Genomic DNA, 26,311 nt, shown 5'->3' on the forward strand with positions numbered 1-26,311 from the left:
GGTGGCACGCCGAGCCCCCTGACCTGGCGCCATGCCCAGTCCACGCTCCCTGACGTGGCACCACTCCAAGCCCCTGCCCCACCGCCGCTCCAAGCCCCCTGATTCGGCTCTCCGCGCTCTTTCGAAGGACAAGGAACAGATGGCGAACGAGGAAAAGCTCCGCGAATACCTCAAGCGTGCGATCGCCGACGCCCAGGACGCCCACCTTCGCCTGCGTGAGGCCGAGGCGAAGGACCACGAGCCGATCGCCATCGTCGGGATGGGCTGCCGCTACCCCGGCGCAGTCGCCTCGCCGGAGGACCTGTGGGGCCTGGTGAGCGGCGGCGGGGACGGCATCTCGCAGTTCCCCACCGACCGCGGCTGGGACCTGGACGCCCTCTTCGCCGCCGACGCGGAGCGCGCGGCCGGTACCTCCGCCACCCGGGAGGGCGGCTTCCTGCACGAGGCCGCGGAGTTCGACGCGGAGGCGTTCGGCATCAGCCCCCGCGAGGCGCTGGCGATGGACCCGCAGCAGCGGCTGCTGCTGGAGACGTCGTGGGAGGCCCTGGAGCGCGCCGGCATCGACCCGCTGTCCCTGCGCGGCTCGGCGACCGGCGTCTTCGCCGGGCTGATGTACCACGACTACGCCTCCCGCCTTCAGGAGGTGCCGAAGGACGTCGCCGGGTTCCTCGCCAACGGCAACGCCGGCAGCGTCTTCTCCGGGCGCATCGCCTACGTCTTCGGCTTCGAGGGCCCCGCCGTCACCATCGACACCGCCTGCTCCTCGTCCCTCGTCGCGCTGCACCTCGCCTGCCAGTCGCTGCGCTCCGGAGAGTGCGCGACCGCACTCGCGGGCGGTGTGACGGTGATGGCCGCGCCGACGACGTTCGTCGAGTTCTCCCGGCAGGGCGGCCTCGCCGGCGACGGCAGGTGCAAGGCGTTCGCCGACGACGCCGACGGCACCGGCTGGGCGGAGGGCGCCGGCGTCCTCGTCCTGGAGCGCCTCTCCGAGGCCCGGCGCCTCGGCCACCCGGTCCTCGCCGTGATCCGGGGCAGCGCCGTCAACCAGGACGGTGCGTCCAACGGCCTCAGCGCGCCCAACGGCCCCGCACAGCAGCGCGTCATCCGCCGAGCCCTGGAAGCCGCCCGGCTCACCACCGCCGAGGTGGACGTGGTCGAGGCACACGGCACCGGCACCCGGCTCGGCGACCCCATCGAGGCGCAGGCCCTGCTCGCCACCTACGGCAAGGGACGGGACGAGAAGAACCCCGTCTGGCTCGGCTCCGTGAAGTCCAACATCGGGCACACCCAGGCGGCGGCCGGCGTCGCCGGGATCATCAAGATGGTCATGGCCATGCGCGCCCGCCATCTGCCGCCGACCCTGCACGCGGACCGGCCCAGCTCCCACGTCGACTGGTCGGCCGGCGCCGTACGCCTCCTCTCCGAGTCCCGCCCCTGGCCCGACACCGAGCGCCCCCGCAGGGCCGCCGTGTCCTCCTTCGGCATCAGCGGCACCAACGCCCATGTCGTCCTCGAAGAAGCCGCCGAAGCCCTCGAAGTCGCCGAAGCCCTCGAAGGCCCCGAAGGCCCCGAAGTTCCCGAAAGCCCCTCCGAAGCCCGCACCGGCGACGCCGTCCAGGCGCCCCACGGCCTGCCCCACATCCCCTGGGTCCTGACCGCGCGCAGCGCCACCGCCCTGGACGCCCAGGCCGAACGCCTCGTCGCCCACGTCACCGGAACCCACGCCTCCGCGCTCGACATCGGCCACAGTCTGGCCACCGGCCGCGCCGTCCTCGACCACCGGGCCGTCGTCCTCGGCCCCGACCGCGACGCCCTGCGCGCCGCCCTCGACGACGTCACCGCCATCGCCGGCACCGCGACCGCCGTCAAGGGCACGGTCACCGAAGGCCGTACCGCCTGGCTGTTCACCGGCCAGGGCAGCCAGCGCCCGGGCATGGGCCGCGAACTGCACGCCGCGCATCCCGTGTACGCCCGCGCCTTCGACGAGATCTGCGCCCTGCTCGACGCCGAACTCGCCGACGCCCCCGGCTTCGACGCGCCCGTGCGGGATGTGTGCCTCGCCGAGCCCGGCACACCCCAGGCCGCCCTCCTGGACCGCACCGGATACGCCCAGACAGCCATCTTCGCCGTCGAAGCCGCCCTCGTCGCCCTACTGCGAAGCTGGGGCGCCGAACCCGACGTCGTCATCGGCCACTCCATCGGCGAGATCGTCGCCGCCCAGGCCGCGGGCGCCCTCGAACTCCCCGACGCCGTACGGCTGGTGGCGGCCCGCGCGCGGCTGATGCAGGCGCTCCCGGACGGCGGCGCGATGGCCGCGATCGAGGCCGACGAGACCGAGGCCACCGCACTCCTCGCACCGGGCGCCGTCATCGCCGCCGTCAACGGACCGCGCGCCGTCGTCGTCTCCGGCACCGAACAAGCCGTCGTACGGGTCATGGAAGCCGCCCGCGAACGCGAACTGCGCGTCACCCGCCTGCGCGTCAGCCACGCCTTCCACTCCCCGCTCATGGCGCCCATGACCGACGAGTTCGCCGAGACCGTCGCGGACATCGGCCACCGCCGCCCGATCGTCCCCGCCGTCAGCACCCTCACCGGACGGGCCGCCGACGGCGACGACTGGGCGAGCCCCGGCTACTGGGTGCGACAGGTCCGCGACGCCGTACGCTTCCACGCCGCCGTCCGCACCGCCACCACCGAACTCGGCGTCACCCGCTTCCTGGAGATCGGCGCGGACCCCGTCCTCACCGGCCTGGTCCAGAGCGCCGACCCCGACACCACCGCCGTGGCCACCCTGCGCGAGGGCCGCGACGAGAGCGCCTCGGTGCTGACCGCCCTCGCCGAGATGTTCGTACGGGGCGCCGCCGCAGACTGGGCCGCGGTGTTCACCGGCACCGGCGCCCGCCGCACCGACCTGCCCACCTACGCCTTCCAGCACCACCGCTACTGGCTCGACGTCACCCGGCCCGCCACCGACGCCCGCGGCCTCGGCCTCGGTGTCGCCGGGCACCCGCTGCTGGGTGCCGCCGTCGCCGTGGCCGGCTCGGACAACGTCCTGCTCACCGCCCGCCTGTCCCTCACCACGACGCCTTGGCTGGCCGACCACCTCGTCGGCGGACTCGCCGTCGTCCCCGGCACCGCCCTCGTCGAACTCGCCGTCCAGGCAGGCCTGCGCGTCGACTGCGACCGCCTCGACGAACTCACCCTCCAGGCCCCGCTCGTCCTCCCCGAGCAGGGCGCCGCCCAGGTCCAGATCGTCATCGACGCCGCAACCGACGACGACCGCCGCACCGTGCGCCTCTACTCCCGCGCCGAGGACGCCGAGGTCGAACAGGCCTGGACCCTGCACGCCACCGGCACGGTCAGCGACAGCGCCCGCGCCACGACCGACGGCCCCTGGAACCTGCGCGCCTGGCCGCCCGCCGACGCCGAACCCGCCGACCTCGCCGCCCTCTACGACCGCCTCACCGACGTCGGCCTCCAGTACGGCCCCGCCTTCCGCGGCATCACCCGAGTCTGGCGGGCCGCCGACGACTGGTTCGTCGAGGCCAACCTCCCCGAACCCGTCGCCGACGACGCCGCCTCCTTCGGCCTCCACCCCGCCCTCCTCGACACCGTCCTGCACGCCCTCGCCCTGCGCGGCGACGACGACGACCGGACCGCACTCCTGCCGTTCCTGTGGTCCGGCGTCACGCTCACAGCGGTCGGCGCTTCGTCGGTCCGGGCCCGGCTGCGCATGCGCGGCGAGGGCGAGATCGGCCTGCGGATCGCCGACGCGACCGGCGAGCCCGTCGCCACGGTCGACTCCCTCCTGCTGCGCCCCGTCTCGACCACGGAACTCGCCGCCCAGCGGACGCCGCAGGGCCCCGAGCACCTGTACCGCGTGGAGTGGTCCGCCGGCGACACGATCACCACTGACGGCCGGACGACCGACATCGCCGACATCGCTGTCATCGGCGACTCGCGGCACGGTCTCGACGCCGCTGCGATCCACCCCGACCTGGACGCCCTGCTCACCGCCCTCGACGCCGGGGCCGACACCCCGCGCCGAGTCCTGCTGCCCATCGCCGACGGACCCGTCGCGGACGTTCTCGCCGGGACGCTGACCGCGGTGCAACAGTGGCTCGCCGAGCCGAAGTTCGCCGACTCCCGCCTGGTGATCGTGACCGCGGGCGGCGTCGCCGTGACACCCCAGGAGACCCCCGCCCCGACCGCCGCCGGCGTCTGGGGCCTGCTCCGCTCGGCCATGAACGAGCACCCGGGCCGCTTCGCCCTCGTCGACATCGACGACGACAAGCTGACCCTCGCCGCCCAGCTCACCGACGACACGGACCAAGTCGCCCTCCGGGACGGCCGGGTGTGGGTTCCGCGGATGGTGCGGATGGCGTCGGGCGGGGTGCTGGTGCCGCCGGTGGGTGTGGGCGTCGATTGGCGTATGGATGTGGTGGCTCAGGGCCGGCTGGATGGTGTGGCGTTGGTTCCTGAGGAGCCGCGTGCGTTGCGGGCCGGTGAGGTGCGGGTCGCGGTGCGGGCCGCCGGGGTCAACTTCCGTGACGTACTGAACGTCCTCGGGATGTATCCGGGAGACGCCGGCCGGCTCGGGCACGAGGGTGCGGGTGTGGTCGTCGAGGTCGCGCCGGACGTGACGGGACTTGCCGTCGGCGACCGGGTGATGGGCTTGCTGGACGGGGCGTTCGGCCCGATGGCTACCACCGACGCGCGACTGCTGACGCGGGTGCCGGAGGGGTGGTCGTTCGAGCAGGCGGCGTCCGTGCCGATCGTGTTCCTGACTGCCTATTACGCCTTGGTGGACCTCGCCGGTCTGGAGGCGGGGGAGTCGGTGCTGATCCACTCCGCTGCCGGTGGCGTGGGGATGGCGGCCGTGCAGTTGGCCCAGCACTTGGGCGGCGAGGTGTACGGGACGGCGAGTGAGCCGAAGTGGCCGGTCGTGCGTGAGCTGGGTGTGGCGGATGAGCGGATCGCTTCGTCGCGGACGACGGAGTTCGAGGAGCGGTTCCGGTCGGGTGTGGATGTGGTCCTGGACTCGCTTGCGGGTGAGTTCGTGGATGCGTCGCTGCGGCTCGTGCGGCCGAGTGGCCGGTTCGTGGAGATGGGTAAGACCGACATCCGCGATGCCGACGAGGTGCGGGCCGAACATGGGGTGTCGTACCGCTCGTTCGACCTGATGGACGCCGGCCCCGACCGCATCGCCGAGATGTGGACCGCCCTGCTGGAGCTGTTCGAGCGGGGCGCTCTGCGGCCGGTGAAGGTGACCTCGTACGACATCTCCAGGGCGCCGGAGGCGCTACGGCTGCTGGGTCAGGCCAAGCACGTCGGCAAGGTCGTGCTGCGGGTGCCGTCGCCGTGGGGTTCCGACGGGACGGTGTTGATCACGGGCGGGACCGGTGGGCTGGGTGCGGAGGTGGCTCGGCATCTGGTGATCGAGCATGGGGTACGGGACTTGCTTCTCGTCTCCCGGCGCGGTCCCGATGCTCCGGGCGCCCTCGAACTCGCGGCTGAGGTAGAGGAGTTGGGCGCTCGCGTCCAGGTGCGGGCGTGTGATGTGACGGACCGTGCGGCGCTTTCCGGCGTGCTGGACGGGGTTCAGCTCGGTGCCGTGGTGCATGCGGCCGGTGTTCTCGATGACGGTCTGATCGCCGATCTGTCGGTTGAGCGTGTCTCCCGGGTGGTGGCCGCCAAGGCCGAATCAGCCTTGCATCTGCATGAGTTGACGGCTGATCGTGACCTGTCCGGCTTCGTTCTGTTCTCGTCGTTCGCAGGTGTCGTGGGCAACACGGGGCAGGCCGCCTACTCCGCGGCGAACAACATCCTCGACGCCCTCGCCACCGCCCGCCGAGCCCAGGGACTCCCCGCCGTGTCGTTGGCGTGGGGGATGTGGGCGAACGCCGATGGTATGGGCGGGACGCTGGGTGAGGCGGAGCTGGAGCGGATGGCTCGGCAGGGTTTCCCGGCGTTGGAGACGGGCGAGGGGCTGGCCCTCCTCGATGCCGCTCTGCTGGTGAACGAGCCGATCACCGTCCCCGTCGCCCTGCGCGCCTCCGCCCTGGCGGCCGTACGCGACAGCCTGCCCGGCATCCTGCAAGGTCTCGTGCCCGCCGCCGACCGCCGGCGCCGTGCCGCCGGGCAAGTGGGGGCAGCGGCTGCCACGGGCCTCGCTCGCAAGCTGGCCGAGCTCCAGCCAGCGGAGCAGGATCGCCAGTTGCTGGACCTGGTGCAGAGTCAGGTCGCCGCGGTGCTCGGGCATGCGTCCGCGGGGTCGATCGATGCCTCCCGCGCCTTCAAGGACCTCGGGTTCGACTCGCTGACCGCCGTCGACCTGCGCAACCGCCTCGGCTCCGCGACCGGCAGCACACTCCCCGCCACCCTCGTCTTCGACCACCCGACACCCACCGCCCTCGCCGGCTTCCTCAAGACCCAACTGCTGGGCGTGGCGGACACCACGTCCGCCGCCGACGCCGTCGGCGGCCGCACACGCACGGCTGTTGACGAGCCGGTTGCGATCGTGGGGATGGGGTGCCGTTTCCCGGGTGGTGCGGATTCCGCTCAGGGGTTGTGGGAGCTGGTCGCGGAGGGCCGGGACGGGTTGTCCGGGTTGCCGACGGATCGTGGTTGGGACCCTGGGTTGTTGGAGGGGCTGGCCACCGTCGGTGGCTTCGTGGACGGTGCGGCGCTGTTCGATGCGGAGTTGTTCGGGATTTCGCCGCGTGAGGCGTTGGCGATGGATCCGCAGCAGCGGTTGCTGTTGGAGACGGCGTGGGAGGCGTTGGAGGACGCGGGGATCGATCCGGCATCGTTGCGCGGTACCGCGACAGGCGTCTACGCCGGTGTCTCCGGGAGCGGCTACGGCGGGAACATGCAGAGCCCGCAGGGCGAGACCGGTGGCTATCTGCTGACCGGCAGTACGCCCAGTGTGGCGTCGGGGCGTCTGTCGTACGTGTTCGGGCTGGAGGGGCCCGCGGTGTCGGTGGACACGGCTTGCTCGTCGGCCCTGGTCGCCCTGCATCTGGCCTGCCAGGCGTTGCGCTCGGGTGAGTGCGACATGGCCCTGGCCGGCGGCGCCACCGTCATGGCGACGCCGGGCATCTTCCTGGAGTTCGCACGGCAGGGCGGGCTGGCGGATGATGGGCGGTGCAAGTCGTTCGCCGAGGGTGCGGATGGGACGGGCTGGGCCGAGGGCGGGGGCATCCTCGTTCTGGAGCGGCTGTCCGATGCCCGGCGCAACAAGCACTCGGTTCTGGCGGTCGTGCGGGGCAGTGCGGTCAATCAGGACGGTGCGTCCAATGGGCTGACCGCGCCGAACGGTCCGTCGCAACAGCGCGTCATCCGGCAGGCGTTGACCGCCGCGGGAGTCGACGCCTCCGAGGTCGACGCGGTCGAAGCGCATGGCACGGGCACCCGGCTGGGTGACCCGATCGAGGCGCAGGCGCTGCTGGCGACGTACGGCCAGGCGCATGCCGATGACGAGCCGCTGTGGCTCGGCTCGATCAAGTCGAACATCGGGCACGCGCAGGCGGCGGCCGGTGTGGCAAGCGTCGTCAAGATGGTCATGGCGCTGCGCCGTGAACGTCTGCCGCGGACGCTGCACGTCGATGAGCCGTCCTCGCACGTGGACTGGTCGGCGGGTGCGGTGGAGCTGCTGCGTGAGGAGCGGGCCTGGCCGCAGGGTGAGCGTCCGCGCCGGGCGGGTGTGTCGTCCTTCGGCATCAGCGGCACGAACGCCCACGTCATCCTCGAAGAAGCCCCGACGGTGCCCTCCCCGCGTCGGCCTGAGTCCCCGACCCAGCTGCCGGTCGTTCCCTGGGTGCTGTCGGGCCGCAGTCAGCAAGCCTTGGACGCACAGGCCGAAAGGCTGACCGCCTTCCTGGCCGAGCGGCCCGAACTGTCCCCGCTCGACGTGGGGTTGTCCCTGGCCACGTCCCGTGCGGCGCTTGAGCACCGGGCCGTTGTCCTGGGCCCCGACCTCGACGCGCTGCGGTCGGGGCTCGCCGGGCCGACTGTGACCGGCGTGGTCACCGAGGGCCGTACCGCGTGGATGTTCACGGGCCAGGGCAGCCAGCGGCTCGGCATGGGACGCGAACTGCACGCCGTCTACCCGCAGTTCGCCCGCACCTTCGACGAGACCGCAGCCCTGCTGGAAGCGGAACTCGCCGACGCCGACGGCTTCCCCGTCCCCCTGCGATCCGTTCTCTTCGCCGCCGACGGCTCCGAGGCGGCCGCCCTCCTCGACCGCACCGGCTACGCACAGGCGGCCCTCTTCGCCGTCGAGACCGCGCTCGTGGCACTGCTGGACTCCTGGGGGCTGCGCCCCGACGTGGTGCTGGGTCACTCCATCGGCGAATACGCGGCTGCCTTCACGGCTGGTGTCTTCGAACTCGCTGACGCGGTCCGGTTGGTGGCGGCCCGGGCGCGGTTGATGCAGGCCCTGCCGGAGGGCGGTGCGATGGCCGCCGTCGAGGCGGACGAGGCAGAGCTCGCCGACCTGCTCACCACCGACGACGTGACGATCGCCGCCGTCAACGGACCGGCCGCCGTGGTCGTTTCCGGCACCGAGGAAGGCGTCGAGCGGGTCATGGCGGCCGTGCGTGAACGCGGTCGCCGGGTCACCCGCCTGCGCGTGTCCCACGCCTTCCACTCCCCGCTCATGGAGCCGATGCTCGACGAGTTCACCGCGGTCGCCGAGCAGATCACCTACCGTCGACCGACGCTGCCCGCCGTCAGCACCCTGACCGGCGCGGCGCTCGCCGACGGTGACTGGACCACCCCCGGCTACTGGGTGCGCCAGGTGCGCGAGGCCGTCCGCTTCCAGGACGCGGCTCGCACGGCCATCGACGACCTCGGCGCCGTACGCCTGCTCGAAGTCGGCCCCGACCCCGTGCTGTCCGCCCTGGTGGAACCGGCGTTCGCGCTGTCCGCGCTGCGCAGGAACCTGCCCGAGGCGGAGACCGTACTGCGTGCCGTCGCCGAGTTGTACGTCCGGGGCACCGCCGTCCACTGGCCGGCCGTGTTCGAGGGCAGCGGTGCCGTACGGACGGCGCTGCCGACGTACGCGTTCCAGCGTGAGCGGTACTGGCTGCGCGACGCGGGCTCGGGCGGAGATGCGCGTGGCCTCGGGCTCAAGGCCGCCGACCACCCGTTGCTCGGCGCGGCCGTCCCCGTGGCCGGGTCGGACGCGGTCCTGCTGACGGCGCGGCTGTCGACGGCCGCCGCACCGTGGCTCGCGGACCACGTCGTGGGCGAGGCCGTCGTCGTACCGGGCACGGCACTGGTCGAACTTGCCCTGGCGGCGGCCGACCGCGTCGACTGTGACCGCGTGGACGAACTGACCCTCCAGGCCCCGCTGGTCCTCCCCGAGCAGGGCGCCGTCCAGATACAGATCGCCCTCGACGCCCCCGACGACATGGGCGCCCGCCCGCTGCGCCTGTACGCCCGTCCGGACCGCACCGAGGACGACTCCACCTGGACCCTGCACGCCGAGGGCACGGTGAGCGGCGGCAAGGCACCCGTCCAGTCCGTGGAGTTGCGGACCTGGCCTCCCACGGATGCCGCACCGGTCGACATGACCGGGCTGTACGACCGGCTGGCCGAGACGGGCCTGCGCTACGGCAGCGCATTCCGCGGCCTGCGGCAGGTATGGGCCCGGGGCGAGGAACTGTACGTCGAGGCCGCGCTGCCCGAAGGGGCGGCGAGTGACGCGACCGCCTTCGGACTGCACCCGGCGCTGCTTGACTCGGTGCTGCACGCCCTCGCTCTGCGCACGGACGAACAGCAGGGTGCCCTGTTGCCGTTCGCCTGGACCGGAGTGTCCTGCCACGCCGTCGGCGCGAGCCTCGTACGCGTCCGGATCGTCCCGCGCGGCTCCGGCACCTACGCCCTCCACGTCGCCGACGCCACGGGCGCACCCGTCGCCGCCGTCGAGTCACTGCTGCTGCGCCCGGCGTCGCCGGCCCAGTTCGCAGCCGGCGCTGCCGCCACCGGCGCGGAGCATCTCTACCGCGTGGAGTGGACGCCGGCCCCGGCCGTGCCCACCACCGTCGAGGCTCCCGCCGGCATCGCCGGCCCGGTGACCGTCCTGCGAGTGCCGGACGACACCGAGGCCTGGCACGAGGCCGGACTCGCCCTCGCCCCCTGCGGCGGCGACGTCCCCGGGACCGTCCTGCTCCCGGTCTGCCGAGGGGCGGGGCCCGCCGGGGTGACCGAGGTCCTGGCGGCCGTCCGGGAGTGGACCGCCGAGGAGCGATTCGCCGGCGCACGCCTGGTGGTCGTGACCAACGGAGCCGTGGCCGTACGGGACGGCGAGACCCCCGATGTGGGCGGCGCCGGCGTCTGGGGACTGGTGCGCTCCGCCATGAACGAGCACCCCGGCCGCTTCGCCCTCGTCGACGTCGACGACGCCCCCGCGTCCTACCGCCTGGCCGCCACCGGCATCGACGACCACCAGGTCGCCCTGCGGAACGGCCAGGTGTGGGTGCCGCGGATGGTGCGGATGACGTCGGGCGGGGTGCTGGTACCGCCGATGGGTGTGGGCGCCCAGTGGCGCATGGACGTGGTGGCTCAGGGACGGCTGGACGGCGTCGGGCTGGTTCCCGAAGGGGCGCGAGCCCTCGGCCCCGGCGAGGTCCGTGTCGGTGTCCGGGCCGCCGGCGTCAACTTCCGTGACGTACTGAACGTCCTCGGGATGTATCCGGGCGACGCCGGTCGACTCGGCCACGAAGGTGCCGGTGTCGTCGTCGAGGTCGGCGAGGAGGTCACCGATCTGGTGGTCGGTGACCGGGTGATGGGCTTGCTGGACGGGGCGTTCGCGCCGACGGCTGTCACCGACGCCCGGTTGCTGACGAGGGTGCCGGAGGGATGGTCGTTCGAGCAGGCGGCGTCTGTGCCGATTGTGTTCCTGACGGCCTACTACGCCCTGGTGGATCTCGCCGGTCTGGAGGCGGGGGAGTCGGTGCTGATCCACTCCGCCGCCGGTGGCGTCGGGACGGCGGCCGTACAACTCGCCCGGCACCTGGGTGCCGAGGTGTACGGAACGGCGAGTGAGCCGAAGTGGCCGGTCGTGCGCGACCTCGGGATCCCGGATGAGCGGATCGCCTCCTCCCGCACGACCGAGTTCGAAGAGCGGTTCCAGCCGGGCGTGGATGTGGTCCTGGACTCGCTGGCCGGTGAGTTCGTGGATGCGTCGTTGCGGCTCGTGCGGCCGGGTGGCCGGTTCGTGGAGATGGGCAAGACCGACATCCGCGATGCCGAGGAGGTGCGGGCCGAGCACGGCATCGACTACACCGCCTTCGACCTCATCGACGCCGGCCCCGACCGCATCGCCGAGATGTTCGCGGCGCTGCTGAACCTGTTCGAGGACGGCGCCCTGCGGCCCGTCCCGGTCACCGCGTACGGGATCTCACGTGCCCCGGAGGCGTTCCGCCTGCTGGGGCAGGCCAAGCACGTCGGCAAGGTGGTGCTGCGGGTGCCGTCGCCGTGGGGCTCCGAGGGCACGGTGCTGATCACGGGCGGGACCGGTGGGCTGGGTGCGGAGGTCGCTCGGCATCTGGTCATCGAGCACGGGGTACGGGACCTGCTTCTCGTCTCCCGGCGCGGCCCCGATGCTCCGGGCGCCCCCGAACTCGCAGCAGAACTCCAGGAGTTGGGTGCCCGCATCCAGGTGCGGGCGTGTGATGTGGCTGACCGTGCGGCGCTGGGCGCCGTGCTCGACGGCGTCGACCTGTCCGGTGTGGTGCACGCAGCGGGCGTCCTCGACGACGGCCTGGTCGCCGATCTGAGCCCGGAGCGGTTGGCGGGTGTGATGGCCGCGAAGGCCGAATCGGCGCTGCATCTGCATGAGTTGACGGCGGATCGTGATCTGTCGGCCTTCGTTCTCTTTTCTTCGTTCGCGGGTGTCGTGGGCAACGCCGGACAGGCCGCCTACTCCGCCGCGAACAACATCCTCGACGCCCTCGCCACCACCCGCCGAGCCCAGGGACTCCCCGCCGTATCGCTGGCCTGGGGTATGTGGGCGACCGCCGACGGTATGGGCGGCACGCTGGGCGGACCGGAGCTTGAGCGGCTCGCGCGGCAGGGCTTCCCGCCGCTGGAGACGGCGGAGGGTTTGGCGTTGCTGGATACCGCGCTGGTCGTGAACGAGCCGAACGCCGTCCCCGTAGCCCTGCGTACCGCCGCCCTGGCAGCCGTGCGTGACAGCCTTCCCGGCATCCTCCAAGGTGTCGTGCCGGCCGCCGAGCGTCGACGCCGTGCCGCCGGGCTGACCGCGACCGGCGGTGCCCTGGCCGGACGGCTGCGGGAACTGTCCGTAGAGGAGCAGGAGCGTGAGCTGCTGGACCTGGTGCAGACTCAGGTGGCCGCGGTGCTCGGGCATGCGTCCGCGGGGTCGATCGATGCCTCCCGCGCCTTCAAGGACCTCGGGTTCGACTCGCTGACCGCGGTCGACCTGCGCAACCGCCTCGGCTCCGCCACCGGCATCACGCTTCCGGTGACCGTCATCTTCGACCACCCGACGCCGGCCGGGCTGGCCGCGTCCCTGCGGGAGCAGCTCGTCGGTACGTCGGACGACGGGAGCGTCGACCGGACGGCGGACCGTGGCGGCGTACCTGCCGACGAGCCCATCGCCGTGATCGGCATGGGCTGCCGCTACCCCGGCGGCGTGGAGTCCCCCGAAGCGCTCTGGGAGTTGGTGGCGGCGGGCGGCGACGGCATCACGCCGTTCCCGCTCGACCGCGGCTGGAACATGAGGACGCTGGAGGGTGTGGCGGCGGTCGGCGGATTCGTCGACGGTGCGACGGAGTTCGACGCCGAACTGTTCGGGATCTCACCGCGTGAGGCCCTCGCCATGGACCCCCAGCAGCGGCTGCTCCTGGAGACCGCCTGGGAGGCCCTGGAGCGCGCCGGCATCGACCCGCTGTCCCTGCAGGGTTCGGCGACCGGTGTGTACGCGGGCGTGTCCGCGAACGGGTACGCCAGCGGTCAGGAGGACGACGACGCGGACCCGGAGACCGACGGCTATCTGCTGACCGGCAGCACGCCGAGTGTGGCGTCGGGCCGTCTGTCGTATGTGTTCGGGCTGGAGGGGCCCGCCGTGTCGGTGGACACGGCCTGCTCGTCGGCCCTGGTCGCCCTGCATCTGGCCGCCCAGGCCCTGCGGGCCGGCGAGTGCGACATGGCCCTGGCCGGTGGAGCGACGGTGATGGCGACGCCGGGCATGTTCCTGGAGTTCGCGCGGCAGGGCGGGCTGGCCGGGGACGGGCGCTGCAAGTCCTTCGCCGACAGCGCCGACGGGACCGGCTGGAGCGAGGGCGGCGGCATGCTCGTCCTGGAGCGGCTGTCCGACGCCCGCCGCAACAACCATCCGGTGCTGGCGGTGGTGCGGGGCAGTGCCGTCAATCAGGACGGGGCCTCCAACGGGCTCACCGCGCCCAACGGACCGTCGCAGCAGCGGGTGATCCGCCAGGCGCTGAAGGCGGCCCGTGTCGCGCCCTCCGAGGTCGACGTGGTCGAGGCGCACGGCACCGGCACCCGGCTCGGCGACCCCATCGAGGCGCAGGCCCTGCTGGCGACGTACGGTCAGGCGCGGACCGACGACGAGCCGCTGTGGCTCGGGTCGGTCAAGTCGAACATCGGGCATGCCCAGGCGGGGGCGGCCGCGGCGAGCGTCATCAAGATGGTCATGGCGCTCCAGCGGCGCCACCTGCCGCGGACCCTGCACGTCGACCGGCCCTCCGAGCACATCGACTGGGAGTCCGGAGCGGTACGGCTGCTCACCGAGCCCCGGGACTGGGAGGCCGGCGGACATCCGCGCCGGGCCGGTGTGTCCTCCTTCGGCATCAGCGGGACGAACGCGCACGTCATCCTCGAAGAGGCCCCCGAGGGCGAGAGCGTGAGCGGACGGGTGCCGGGCGGCACGCGGGGCGCCGGGGCCGGGGGAGACGCTCCCGGTTCCGTGCTCGTGCCCTGGGTGGTGTCCGGCCGTACCGACCGGGCGACCCGGGCCCAGGCGGCCCGGCTGTCGGGCGTCCTCGCCTCCTCGGACGAGCCGGCCCCCGGCGACGTGGCGCACGCGCTCGCGACGACCCGTGCCGTACTGGACCACCGTGCCGTCGTACTCGGCGCCGACCTCGACCGACTGCGGTCCGGCCTGGACGCGTTGGCTGCCGACCGCGTCCCCGCGGGCGGCCGTGCCACGGTCGTGACCGGCTCCGTCGGTGAGGGTCGTACGGCGTGGATGTTCACCGGGCAGGGCAGCCAGCGCGCCGGCATGGGGCGGGAACTCCATGCCGCCTACCCGGTGTTCGCGCAGGCCCTGGATGCCGTGTGCGAGCTGCTCGAAGCCGAACTCGGGCCGGAAGCCGGGTTCACGCATCCGCTGCGGGAGATGCTGCTCGCCGAACCCGACGAGCGGCAGGACGACACGAACCCGCTCGACGCCACCGGATACGCGCAGTCGGCACTCTTCGCCCTGCAAGTGGCCCTCGTCGAACTGCTCAGGTCCTGGGGCGTCCGTCCGGATCTCGTGCTCGGGCATTCGGTGGGCGAGCTGGCGGCCGCGTACGCCGCCGGGGTCTTCGAACTCCCGGACGCGGTACGGCTGGTCGCCGCCCGGGCGCGCCTGATGCAGGCCCTGCCGGAAGGCGGGGCGATGGCCGCCGTGGAGGGCGGCGAGGCCGAGGTGACGGAGCTGCTGAAGGAGCTGACCGGCAGCGGCCAGATCGCCGTCGCCGTCGTCAACGGGCCCTCGTCCGTGGTGGTGTCCGGTGACGCGGAACTCGTCGTCGAGGCGATGGACGTGGCGCGCGGACAGGGGCGCAGGGTGTCCCGGCTGCGGGTCAGCCACGCCTTCCACTCACCGCTGATGGACCCGATGCTCGCCGAATTCGCCACCGTCGCCGAGACGATCGCCTACCGTCGGCCGACGACCCCCGTCGTGAGCACCGCCACGGGCGAGTCCGTCACGACGCAGTGGGCGTCCGCCGCGTACTGGGTGGACCAGGTGCGCCGCCCGGTGCGCTTCCACGACGCCCTCGCCCTCGCCACGGGTGAGTTCGGCGCGACCCGGCTCCTGGAGCTCGGCCCCGACCCGGTCCTCACCGCGCTCGCGCGATCCGCCTCCGACGGGCGCGTCACCGCGGCGGCCGCCCTGCGGTCCGGCCGTCCCGAGGCCGAGACCCTGCTCACGGCCGTGGCCGACCTCTTCGTCCGCGGCATGCGGACCGACTGGGCCGCCGTCACGGCAGCCGCCGACCCCACCGACGACGGGGCCGCCGCACGCGTCGAGCTGCCCACCTACGCCTTCCAGCGCCGCCGCTACTGGCTGCGCGACCGCCGGGCACAGCGACCGGCCGCCGTCCGGCAGCACGGCACCGACGCCGGATTCTGGAGCCTCGTCGACGGCGGCGACCCCGCCGCGCTCGCCGACCGGCTCGGCGTCAGCGCGGACACATCCCTCGGCTCCCTGCTGCCGGTGCTGTCCGACTGGCGCCGACGGCAGAGCGAGGCGTCCGAACTCGCCGCCTGGCGCTACACGGTCACCTGGAAGCCGGTCGGCGTACCGGCCGCCACGCTCACCGGCAACTGGCTGGTCGTCGCCCCCGAGCAGACGACGGCCGACCAGGACGGCTTCGTCGAGCAATGCGCGCAGGCCCTGCGGGACGCCGGCGCCCGGATCACCGTCCTGACCCTCGGCAGCCACGACAGCCGCACGGCGCTCGCCGCCCGGATCCGCGAACTGGCCCCGGACGGCGCGCTCTCCCTCCTCGCCTGGGCGGAGAACCAGCCCTCGGCGGACGGCCACCAGGCGCGGCGGTCCGGGGGCGACGGGCAGCCGCCCGCCGCGACCGGGCTGACCCTGCTGCTCGCCCAGGCGTGGGCCGACGCCGCCGGGACCGGTGCGCCGCTGTGGTGCGCGACCCGGTCCGCGGTGTCCGTCGGCACCGGAGACGCCCTCCAGCACCCCGCCCAGGCACAGGTGTGGGGGCTCGGCCGCAGCCTCGCCCTCGAACACCCCGACATCTGGGGCGGGTTGGCCGACCTGCCGGTCCGGCCGGGGCACCGGGACCTGACCCGGCTCGCCCAGCTCCTCGCCCACGGCCGCTCCACCACCTGGTCCGAGGACCAGCTCGCCGTCCGCGCGGGCGGCGTCTTCGCCGCACGCTTCGTACGGGACGAGAACCCCGGCACCGTCCACCCCGACGAGCCCCCGGTGAACGGCCTGAACGGCACCGTACTGATCACCGGCGGCACCGGAGCCCTCGGCCGGCAGGTCGCCCGACGGCTCGCCGAACGGGGCGCCCGGCATCTGCTGCTCGCCTCCCGGCGCGGCGCCGACGCCCCCGGCGCCACCGAACTGCGCGACGAACTCGCCGCGCTCGGCGCCCGCGTCACCCTGGCCGCCTGCGACCTCACCGACCCCGACGGGATCCGTGCGTTGATCGACGAGGTCCCCGAGGACACCCCGCTGACCGGCATCGTGCACGCGGCAGGCATCCCCGCAGGCGGCGTCCTCGCCGACCTCACCCCACGCCACCTCGCCGACGCCCTCGCCGCCAAGGCCCGCGCGGCCGACCTGCTCCACGAACTGACCGCCGACCAGGACCTCGGGCTCTTCGTCCTGTTCGCCTCCGTGACCGGCGTCCTCGGCAACGCCGGCCAGGCCGCCTACGCCGCCGCCAACGCCCACCTCGACGCGCTCGCGCAACACCGCCGGGCCCTCGGCCTGCCGGGCACGTCCGTGGCATGGGGCCCCTGGGCGGGCGACGGCATGGCGGCCGACCGGGCCGCCGAGGAACGCATCCGCCGCTCCGGGCTGCGTCCCCTGCCGCCCGAGCGCGCACTCACTGCCCTCGACCAGATCCTCGCCGACGACCGCCCCTGCACCGCCGTACTGGACGTCGCCTGGGACCGCTTCGCGACCGCGTTCGCCCTGGCCCGGCCCAGCGCCCTGCTCGCCGACCTCCCCGACGCGACGACCGCCACGCGCAACGGCACCGGTACGACGGCCTCCGAGGCCGGCGAACTTGTCGCACGGCTGCGCGCCCTGCCGCCCGGCGAACGCGAGCGCGCCCTGGGCGACTTCGTCCAGTCCCGGGTCGCCGCGGTGCTCGGCCACGAGACGCCCGCCGCCATCGACGCCGACCGTGCCTTCAAGGACTTCGGCTTCGACTCGCTCACGGCCGTCGACCTGCGCAACCAGCTGATGGCCGCGACCGGGCTCCGCCTCGCGACGACCCTCGTCTTCGACCACCCCACCCCGGCCGCCCTCGCCCGCCACTTCCACACCGAACTGTTCCCGGACGACACCGCGGACACCTCCCCGCAGGACCTGACCGACCTCGACGAGGCACGCCTGCGCCGCCTGCTCGCGGCAGCCCCGCTCAGCCGGCTGCGGGACGCCGGTCTCCTGCCCGGCCTGCGCACCCTGCTCACGGAGGCCGAGGAAGCGGAACGGCGAGCCGAGGACGAGGGCGCCATCTGGTCCGGCGACACCCCCGACGAGGACACCGTCATCGCCGACCTCGCCGTCGACGACCTCGTGAACCTGGCACTCGGCGACACGACCGACGCCACCGACGCAGCCGACCCCGCGGCCGACGACGACTTCGGCTTCGACTCCGACCCACGAGACTGACAGAGGCATCGATGAGCGCACCGTACGAAAAGGTCGTCCAGGCCCTGAGGAAGTCCCTGGAGGAGACCGAGACGCTGAAGAAGCGCAACCGCCAACTCGTCGCGGCCTCCCGCGAACCCATCGCGATCGTGGGGATGGCCTGCCGTTTCCCCGGTGCTGTGTCGTCTCCGGAGGAGCTGTGGGAGATGCTCGCGGCCGGCCGTGACGGTGTGTCCCCCTTCCCCGACGACCGTGGCTGGGACATCGACGACCTTTACGACCCCGTTCCCGGAAAGCCGGGCCGTACTTACGCGAACGCGGGTGGGTTTGTGTCGGGTGTGGCGGATTTTGATGCGGGGTTGTTTGGTATTTCGCCGCGTGAGGCGTTGGCGATGGATCCGCAGCAGCGGTTGTTGTTGGAGGTGTCGTGGGAGGCGTTGGAGCGGGCTGGTGTGGATCCGGTGTCGGTGCGGGGGTCGGTGTCGGGTGTGTTTGTGGGGACGAATGGTCAGGATTATTTGTTGGCGTCGGGGGGTGGTTTTGGTGGGGTTGAGGGGTTTGTGGGGACGGGGTCTGCGGCGAGTGTGATGTCGGGGCGGGTGGCGTATGCGTTGGGGTTGGAGGGTCCGGCGGTGACGGTGGACACGGCGTGTTCGTCGGCGTTGGTGGCGCTTCATCTGGCGGTGGGTGCGTTGCGTTCGGGTGAGTGTGGGGTGGCGTTGGCGGGTGGGGTGACGGTGATGTCGTCGCCTGCTGCGTTTGTTGAGTTTTCGCGTCAGCGTGGTCTTGCGGTGGATGGTCGGTGCAAGGCGTTCGGTGAGGGTGCGGATGGGACGGTGTGGGGTGAGGGCGCCGGGATTCTGGTTCTGGAGCGGCTTTCCGATGCGCGCCGCAATGGGCATTCGGTGTTGGCGGTGGTGCGGGGGAGTGCGGTCAATCAGGATGGTGCGTCGAATGGGCTGACCGCGCCGAATGGCCCTTCCCAGCAGCGCGTCATCCGCCAGGCCCTCCGAAATGCCGGAGTTTCGGCCGCGGATGTGGATGTGGTCGAGGCGCATGGCACGGGCACGGCGCTGGGGGATCCGATCGAGGCGCAGGCGCTGCTAGCCACCTATGGTCGGGAACGCGCCGACGGGCCGTTGTGGCTGGGGTCGGTGAAGTCGAATCTCGGGCACACGCAGGCTGCGGCCGGTGTTGCCGGGGTGATGAAGATGGTGCTGGCGATGCAGCGGGAGTCGTTGCCGGCGACGTTGTATGTGGATCGGCCTTCGTCGCATGTGGACTGGGACGCGGGGCAGGTCCGTCTGCTGACGGAGTCGCGGGTGTGGCTGCGTGGGGAGCGCGCGCGGCGGGCGGGTGTCTCGGCGTTCGGGATCAGTGGAACCAACGCCCACGTCATCCTCGAAGAAGCCCCGGCTGAAGAAGCCGCGAAGCCCGCATCCGATGCTCAGCTCCCGCTCGTCCCCTGGCTGTTGTCCGGACGTGACGCCGACAGTCTTCGCGCGCAGGCGGGCCGCCTCGCCGCGCACCTGCTCGCGAACCCGGCATCCCCGGCATCCCCGGCCGACCTCGGCCGCTCGCTCGCCACCACCCGTGCCGTGCTGCCCTACCGAGCCGTCGTCCTCGGACCCGGCCTCGACGAGCTGAGCCGAGGCGTCCGTGCCCTGGCGGATGGCGAGCAGCACCCGGCGGTCGTCACCGGGCAGGCCCTCAAGGGGCGTACGGCATGGGCGTTCACCGGGCAGGGCAGCCAGCGCCCGGGCATGGGGCGCGAACTCCACGACCGGTTCCCGGAGTTCCGTCGCGCGCTGGACGAGGTCTGCGACCTCCTGGACGCCGAGCTCGGCGCGGACGAACCCGGCCACCTTCCCCTGCGCGAGATCATGTTCACCGGTGAACCGGAGACCCTGGCCCGCACCGGCCACGCCCAACCCGCCCTGTTCGCCCTGCAAGTGGCCCTCATCGCCCTCCTGCGGTCCTGGGGCATGCGACCGGACTGCGTGCTGGGCCACTCGGTCGGCGAGTTCGCGGCTGCGTATGCGGCCGGGGTCTTCGAACTCCCCGATGCGGTACGGCTGGTGGCGGCTCGGGCGAGGTTGATGCAGGCCCTTCCCGAGGGCGGCGCGATGGCCGCGATCGAGGCCTCCGAGGAGGAAGTCGCCCGGGTGCTGGACGGGGACGTGGCGATCGCCGCCGTGAACGGGCCGCGGTCCGTCGTGGTGTCGGGTGCGGAAAGCGCCGTCGAAGCCGTGCTCGCCACGTTCCACGACCGTGGCTGCCGTACGAAGCGACTGCGGGTCAGCCACGCCTTCCACTCGCCCCTGATGGAACCGATGCTCGCCGAGTACACCACCGTGGCGGCCGGTGTCACCTACCGCACGCCGACCGTGCCCGCCGTCAGCACCCTCACCGGCGCGGTCCTCGGGGACGTGGACTGGACGACTCCGACGTACTGGATCGAACAGGTCCGCCGGCCCGTACGGTTCCACGACGCGCTCACCACCGTCACCGGCCCCCAGGGAGCCGTCCGGCTCCTGGAGATCGGCCCCGACCCCGTCCTCACCGCGCTCGCCCGGGAGGCCGGACACGCCGCGGTGGCCACCCTGCGCGGTGGACAGCCGGAGCCGCAGGCCCTCCTGACCGCCGTCGCCGACCTGTACGTCCGTGGCGCCGACGTCCGTTGGGCCCCGCTCTTCGAGGGCACGGGCGCGCGGCGGGTGGACCTGCCCACCTACGCGTTCAGCCGCGAGCGGTACTGGCTGCCCGACCACGCCGTAGCGGAGAGGGGCACGGAAACCGGCCCCGACGGAGTCGAGGCACGCTTCTGGGATCTCGTGGAGCGGGGCGAGGCCGACGCACTCGCCGAGCGGCTGGGCGTGTCCGGCGACGAAGCCCTCGACACCCTCGTCCCCGCGCTGTCCGCCTGGCGCCGGCAAGGCCGCCGGGACCTGGAACAGGCGGCCCGCCGCTACCGCGTCCGCTGGCGGCCCGCCCGCCTCGACGCCGACCCGGCCGCCCTGCCGGGCCGCTGGCTGGTGGCCACGGCCGACCCGGCCGGTGAGGACATCGCGGCAGCCCTGCGCCAGGCCGGCGCCGAGGCCGACCTGATCAACGTCGCCGCCACCGACACCCGTGCCGACCTCGCGGACCGTATCCGCGCCACCGGACACGAGCCCACCCATGCCCTGGTCCTGGTGCCGTCGCCGGGTGCCGTGCTCGCCCTGTGGCAGGCCCTCTCGGACAGCGCCCCGGCCGCCCGCCTGTGGTGCGCCACTCGGTCCGCGCAGTCGGTGGGCGCGGGAGACACCCCGGCCCGGCCCGACGAGGCCGCCGTCTGGGGCCTGGGCCGCACGCTCGCCCTCGAACAGCCCGACCGCTGGGGCGGCCTGCTCGACCTGTCCGCGCAACCGCACGACGACGAGCCGCAGCGCCTCGCGCGGCTGCTGGCCGCGCCCGGCGACGAGGACCAACTCGCCCTGCGCCCCACCGGAATCCTCGCGGCACGCCTCGTACGCGACACCAGCGCGAGCGGACAGCCCGCCACACCGGGCGGACAACCGCACAGCACCCGCTTCCACGGCACAGCCCTCGTCACCGGAGGCACCGGCGCGCTCGGCCGCCATATCGCCCACTGGCTCGTCGACCAGGGCATCGAGCACGTCGTCCTGGTCTCGCGGCGCGGCGCCGACGCCCCCGGCGCCGGGGAACTGCGTGATGAGCTGAGCGCACGTGACGCCGACGTCACGCTCGCCGCCTGCGACGTGGCCGACCGCACCGCCCTCGCCGGCCTCCTGGACGCCCACCCGCCCACCGTCGTCGTCCACGCCGCGGGCATCCTCGACGACGGCCTCGCCGCCGACCTCACCCCCGAGCGGCTGGCGCGTGTCCTCGCCGCGAAGGCCGGTGCCGCCCGGCACCTGCACGAACTCACTGCCGACCGCGACCTCGACGCCTTCGTCCTGTTCTCGTCCACGGCCGGCGTCACCGGCAACGCGGGCCAGGCCGCCTACGCCGCCGCCAACGCCCACCTCGACGCGCTCGCCCAGCACCGCCGGGCTCTCGGCCTGCCGGCCACGTCCGTCGCCTGGGGCCCCTGGGCGGGCGACGGCATGGCCGCCGACCCCGTTGTCACCACACACCTGGCCCGACTCGGCATCCGCCCGCTCACCCCCGATACCGCCCTCGACGCGCTCGCCCGCATCCTCGACGACGACCGCACCTGCGCCACCGTCCTCGACGCCGACTGGGCCCGCTTCGCCGAGACCACCGCCTACGCCCGCCACGGCTCACTCCTGCGCGAACTCACCGCGCCCGCCCAGCAGAACGCCCGCGCCGCCCAGGGCCCCGAGCACGCCACGGCAGGCGGCGGCGAACTCGCCACCGCCCTGCACGGCCGCGCGCCCGCGGAACGGGAACGGCTCGTCCTCGCCCACGTACGGGCCACCGTCGCCGAGGTCCTCGGGCACAGCTCCGCCGCCGCGATCGCCGCCGACCGCCCCTTCAACGACCTGGGCTTCGACTCCCTCACCTCGGTGGAACTGCGCAATCGCCTCGGCGCCGCGACCAGGCTGCGGCTGCCCGCCACCCTCGTCTACGACCACCCGACCCCCGCCGCCCTCGCGGCCCACCTCCGCGCCCAACTCCCCGGCGACGACGCAGACATCGCGTCGCACGAGACCGCCCCGGGCTCCGACACCGCAGACGCCCTCGACGACGACGCCGTCGCGATTGTGGGGATGGCCTGTCGTTTCCCCGGTGGTGTGTCGTCTCCGGAGGAGCTGTGGGAGATGCTCGCGGCCGGCCGTGACGGTGTGTCCTCGTTTCCCGAGGACCGTGGCTGGGACATCGAGCGCCTTTACCACCCCGACCCCGAGCATTCCGGGACTTCCTATGTGAATGCGGGTGGGTTTGTGTCGGGTGTGGCGGATTTTGATGCGGGGTTGTTTGGTATTTCGCCGCGTGAGGCGTTGGCGATGGATCCGCAGCAGCGGTTGTTGTTGGAGGTGTCGTGGGAGGCGTTGGAGCGGGCTGGTGTGGATCCGGTGTCGGTGCGGGGGTCGGTGTCGGGTGTGTTTGTGGGGACGAATGGTCAGGATTATTTGTTGGCGTCGGGGGGTGGTTTTGGTGGGGTTGAGGGGTTTGTGGGGACGGGGTCTGCGGCGAGTGTGATGTCGGGGCGGGTGGCGTATGCGTTGGGGTTGGAGGGTCCGGCGGTGACGGTGGACACGGCGTGTTCGTCGGCGTTGGTGGCGCTTCATCTGGCGGTGGGTGCGTTGCGTTCGGGTGAGTGTGGGGTGGCGTTGGCGGGTGGGGTGACGGTGATGTCGTCGCCTGCTGCGTTTGTTGAGTTTTCGCGTCAGCGTGGTCTTGCGGTGGATGGTCGGTGCAAGGCGTTCGGTGAGGGTGCGGATGGGACGGTGTGGGGTGAGGGCGCCGGGATTCTGGTTCTGGAGCGGCTTTCCGATGCGCGCCGCAATGGGCATTCGGTGTTGGCGGTGGTGCGGGGTTCGGCCGTCAACCAGGATGGTGCGTCGAATGGGCTGACGGCGCCGAATGGCCCTTCCCAGCAGCGCGTCATCCGCCAGGCATTGAAGACCGCCCGAATCTCCGCCGCCGACGTCGACGTTGTCGAGGCGCACGGCACGGGTACGGCGCTCGGCGACCCGATCGAGGCGCAGGCCTTGCTCGCCACCTACGGTCAGGAACGCACGGACGGGCCGTTGTGGCTGGGGTCGGTGAAGTCGAATCTCGGGCACACGCAGGCTGCGGCCGGTGTTGCCGGGGTGATGAAGATGGTGCTGGCGATGCAGCGGGAGTCCCTGCCCGCCACGCTCCACGTGGACCGGCCTTCCTCGCACGTGGACTGGGACGCGGGGCAGGTCCGTCTGCTGACGGAGTCGCGGGTGTGGCCGCGTGGGGAGCGGCCGAGGCGGGCGGGTGTCTCGGCGTTCGGGATCAGCGGAACCAACGCCCACGTCATCCTCGAAGAAGCCCCTGAGCCGGAGCAGTCGGAGCTGCCCGCATCCGACTCCTCGCTCCGGCCGGTCCCCTGGGTGCTGTCCGCCCACCGACCCGAGTCGCTGACCCAGCAGGCCGCCCGCCTCGCCGCAGCGCTCACCGATGACCACTCGGCACAGGACATCGGCTACTCGCTGGCCACCACCCGTGCCGACCTGACCCACCGAGCCGTTGCCCTCGGCCCCGACACCCGAACGCTGGCCGCCGCCCTCACCTCTTTCAGCGCCGGGACGCCGACCCCGGACATCATCAGCGGCACCGTCACCGAGGGTGGCACGGCGTGGTTGTTCACCGGCCAGGGCAGTCAACGCCCGGGAATGGGAAGGGAGTTGTACGCCCGGTTCCCCGTGTTCGCCAGGACCTTCGACGAGGTGTGCGCGCACCTCGACGGGGAGTTCGACGGTGCCGCCGGCTTCACCACGGGCGTACGGGCCGCGGTCTTCGCGCCGGAGGACTCGACGCAGGCCGCGCTGCTGGACCGTACGGGCTATGCGCAGGCGGCACTCTTCGCCGTACAGGTGTCCCTGGTGGAGCTGCTGCGCTCCTGGGGGACCGAGCCCGACTGCGTCGTCGGCCACTCGGTGGGCGAGTTTGCGGCTGCGTATGCGGCCGGGGTCTTCGAACTCCCTGATGCGGTACGGCTGGTGGCGGCTCGGGCGCGGTTGATGCAGGCCCTTCCCGAGGGTGGCGCGATGGCCGCGATCGAGGCCGCCGAGGAGGAAGTCGCCCCGGTGTTGGGCGGGGAGGTGGCGATCGCCGCCGTGAACGGGCCGCGGTCAGTCGTGGTGTCGGGTGCGGAAAGCGCCGTCGAAGCCGTGCTCGCCACGTTCCACGACCGTGGCTGCCGTACGAAACGGCTCCGCGTCAGCCATGCCTTCCACTCGCCCCTGATGAAGCCGGTCCTGGACGACTTCGCCTCCGTGGCCGACGGCATCGCCTACCGCACGGCGACCGTGCCCGCCGTCAGCACCGTCACCGGGCAGGCGCTGCGGGACGGTGACTGGACCACCGCGCGCTATTGGACGGACCAGATCGTCAAGCCCGTGCGCTTCCATGACGCGATCACCACCGCCACCGCCGGCCAAGGGGTCGGTCGGCTGTTGGAGATCGGCCCGGATCCGGTCCTCAGCGCTCAGGCGCCGGTCGAGGCCACCGTCGCAGTGAGCGTGTTGCGCCGCGACCGGGCGGAGGTCGCAGCGCTGCTCACCGCCCTCGCCGAGATCTTCGTCCACGGCACGGACGTGGACTGGGGGGCCGTGTTCGCCGGGACCGGCGCGCGCCGGGTGGACCTGCCGACGTACGCCTTCCGGCGCCGGCGTTACTGGCTGCCCGACCGTGCCGGTGAGAACGGCGCGATGAGCTTCCTCGGCATCCCTGAGGCCCCGCGGGAGGCGGCCTCGCCCGCCGGTCCCGAGTCCCTGTCCACCTTCGAACCCGAGGCGTCGTCCCTCTCCTCGCCCGCCGACCGCCTCCGCCGGATGCCCCCGGCCGAGCGCGAGAGCGCCGTCCTTGAGCTCGTCCTCGCCCAGGTGGCCCAGGTCCTCGGGCACACCGACACCGATGAGGTCGGCGGGACGCAGCGGTTCCTCGAACTCGGCTTCACATCCCTGTCGCTCGCCGACCTCGGCAACCGTGTCAGCCGCGCCGGCGGTGTGCGGCTGCCGACCTCCGCCCTCTACGAGCACGCCACAGCACGCGCCCTCGCCGCCCACCTCGTGGATGAACTGGCCGTCGGGCAGGGGCAGTCGGCCGTACCCACCGACTCGGTGACCGCGCTGGTGCGGTACGCCTTCGAGCGGGAGCAGTACGACAAGGGGCTGGACGTGCTGCACCTCGCGGCCGCGATGCGGCCGGGGTTCGGCCTGCCGGACACCTCGTCCGGCCGGGCGGTCGGCCCGGACGCGCGGCCCGGCGCGACGGCCCCCGGACCCCGGCCGGTCCGGCTCGCCACCGGCACCGAGGGCGAGGCCCTGCTGTGTCTGCCGTCCCTGGTCGCACCCGCCACCGCGTATCAGTACTCCCGGTTCGCCGCCGCCCTGCACGGCACCCGCGACGTCTGGGTGCTGCCCGCGCCGGGCTACGCGCCCGGCGAGCCCCTGCCCGACAGCCCTGAAGCCGCCGCCGCCCGGCAGGCGGAGGCCGTCCTCGACGCCTTCGGGGACAAGCCGCTCACCCTCGTCGGCTACTCCTCCGGCGGCTGGCAGGCCCACCTCCTGGCCGCAGTGCTGGCCGAGGCGGGCGCGGCGCCGCGGGCCGTGGTGCTGCTCGACTCGCCGGAGACGCCCGACGAGAACCTCGCGCTCGCCATGGTCGCCACCTCCTGCCGGCTCATGCGCGACTTCCCCGACGTCCCGGTCGACGCCGACCAGCTCACCGCGACCGCCCACTACGGCCGCCTGTTCGACCGCTGGCGGCCCGCGCCGGCCGCCGACACGCCGAGCACCCTGTTCGTGGCCGCCGCCGAACACGACCCCGCCCTGCTGCTGGGCGCCGACCGGCCGACCTGGCCGCTGCCGCACGAGGCGGTGGAGGTACCCGGCACCCACGTCAGCCTGCTGGACCGCGACGTCGACACCACGGCTCGCGCCGTGCACGCCTGGCTGCTGGAGCGCTGAACACGCCGAGGGCCGCCACGCGGTGTGCGCGGCGGCCCTCGGCGTTCGACCGGCAGACCCG

The 26,311-nt window shown here is 73.1% G+C and carries 2 protein-coding genes; both read left to right on the top strand.

What is annotated here, in order from left to right; genetic code table 11:
- Positions 1-139 precede the first annotated feature (139 nt).
- Positions 140-17,638 carry a type I polyketide synthase gene (locus OG254_RS44560; RefSeq protein WP_405593451.1) on the top strand — a complete coding sequence of 5,833 codons (17,499 nt, stop codon included), beginning with the start codon at positions 140-142 and terminating at the stop codon, positions 17,636-17,638.
- The gene (locus OG254_RS44565; RefSeq protein WP_405595568.1) at positions 17,635-26,250 is read left to right on the top strand and encodes a type I polyketide synthase; all 8,616 of its coding nucleotides are present in this window, start codon (positions 17,635-17,637) and stop codon (positions 26,248-26,250) included. The genes OG254_RS44560 and OG254_RS44565 overlap by 4 nt, the downstream gene beginning before the upstream one ends.
- The last annotated feature ends 61 nt before the right edge of the window (positions 26,251-26,311 follow it).

The organism is Streptomyces sp. NBC_01092, assembly GCF_045039535.1.
Lineage (GTDB): Bacteria > Actinomycetota > Actinomycetes > Streptomycetales > Streptomycetaceae > Streptomyces.

Coding starts and splice junctions, on each gene's coding strand:
- OG254_RS44560 (WP_405593451.1), top strand. CDS start 140: ATGGCGAACGAGGAAAAGCTCCGCGAATACCTCAAGCGTGCGATCGCC.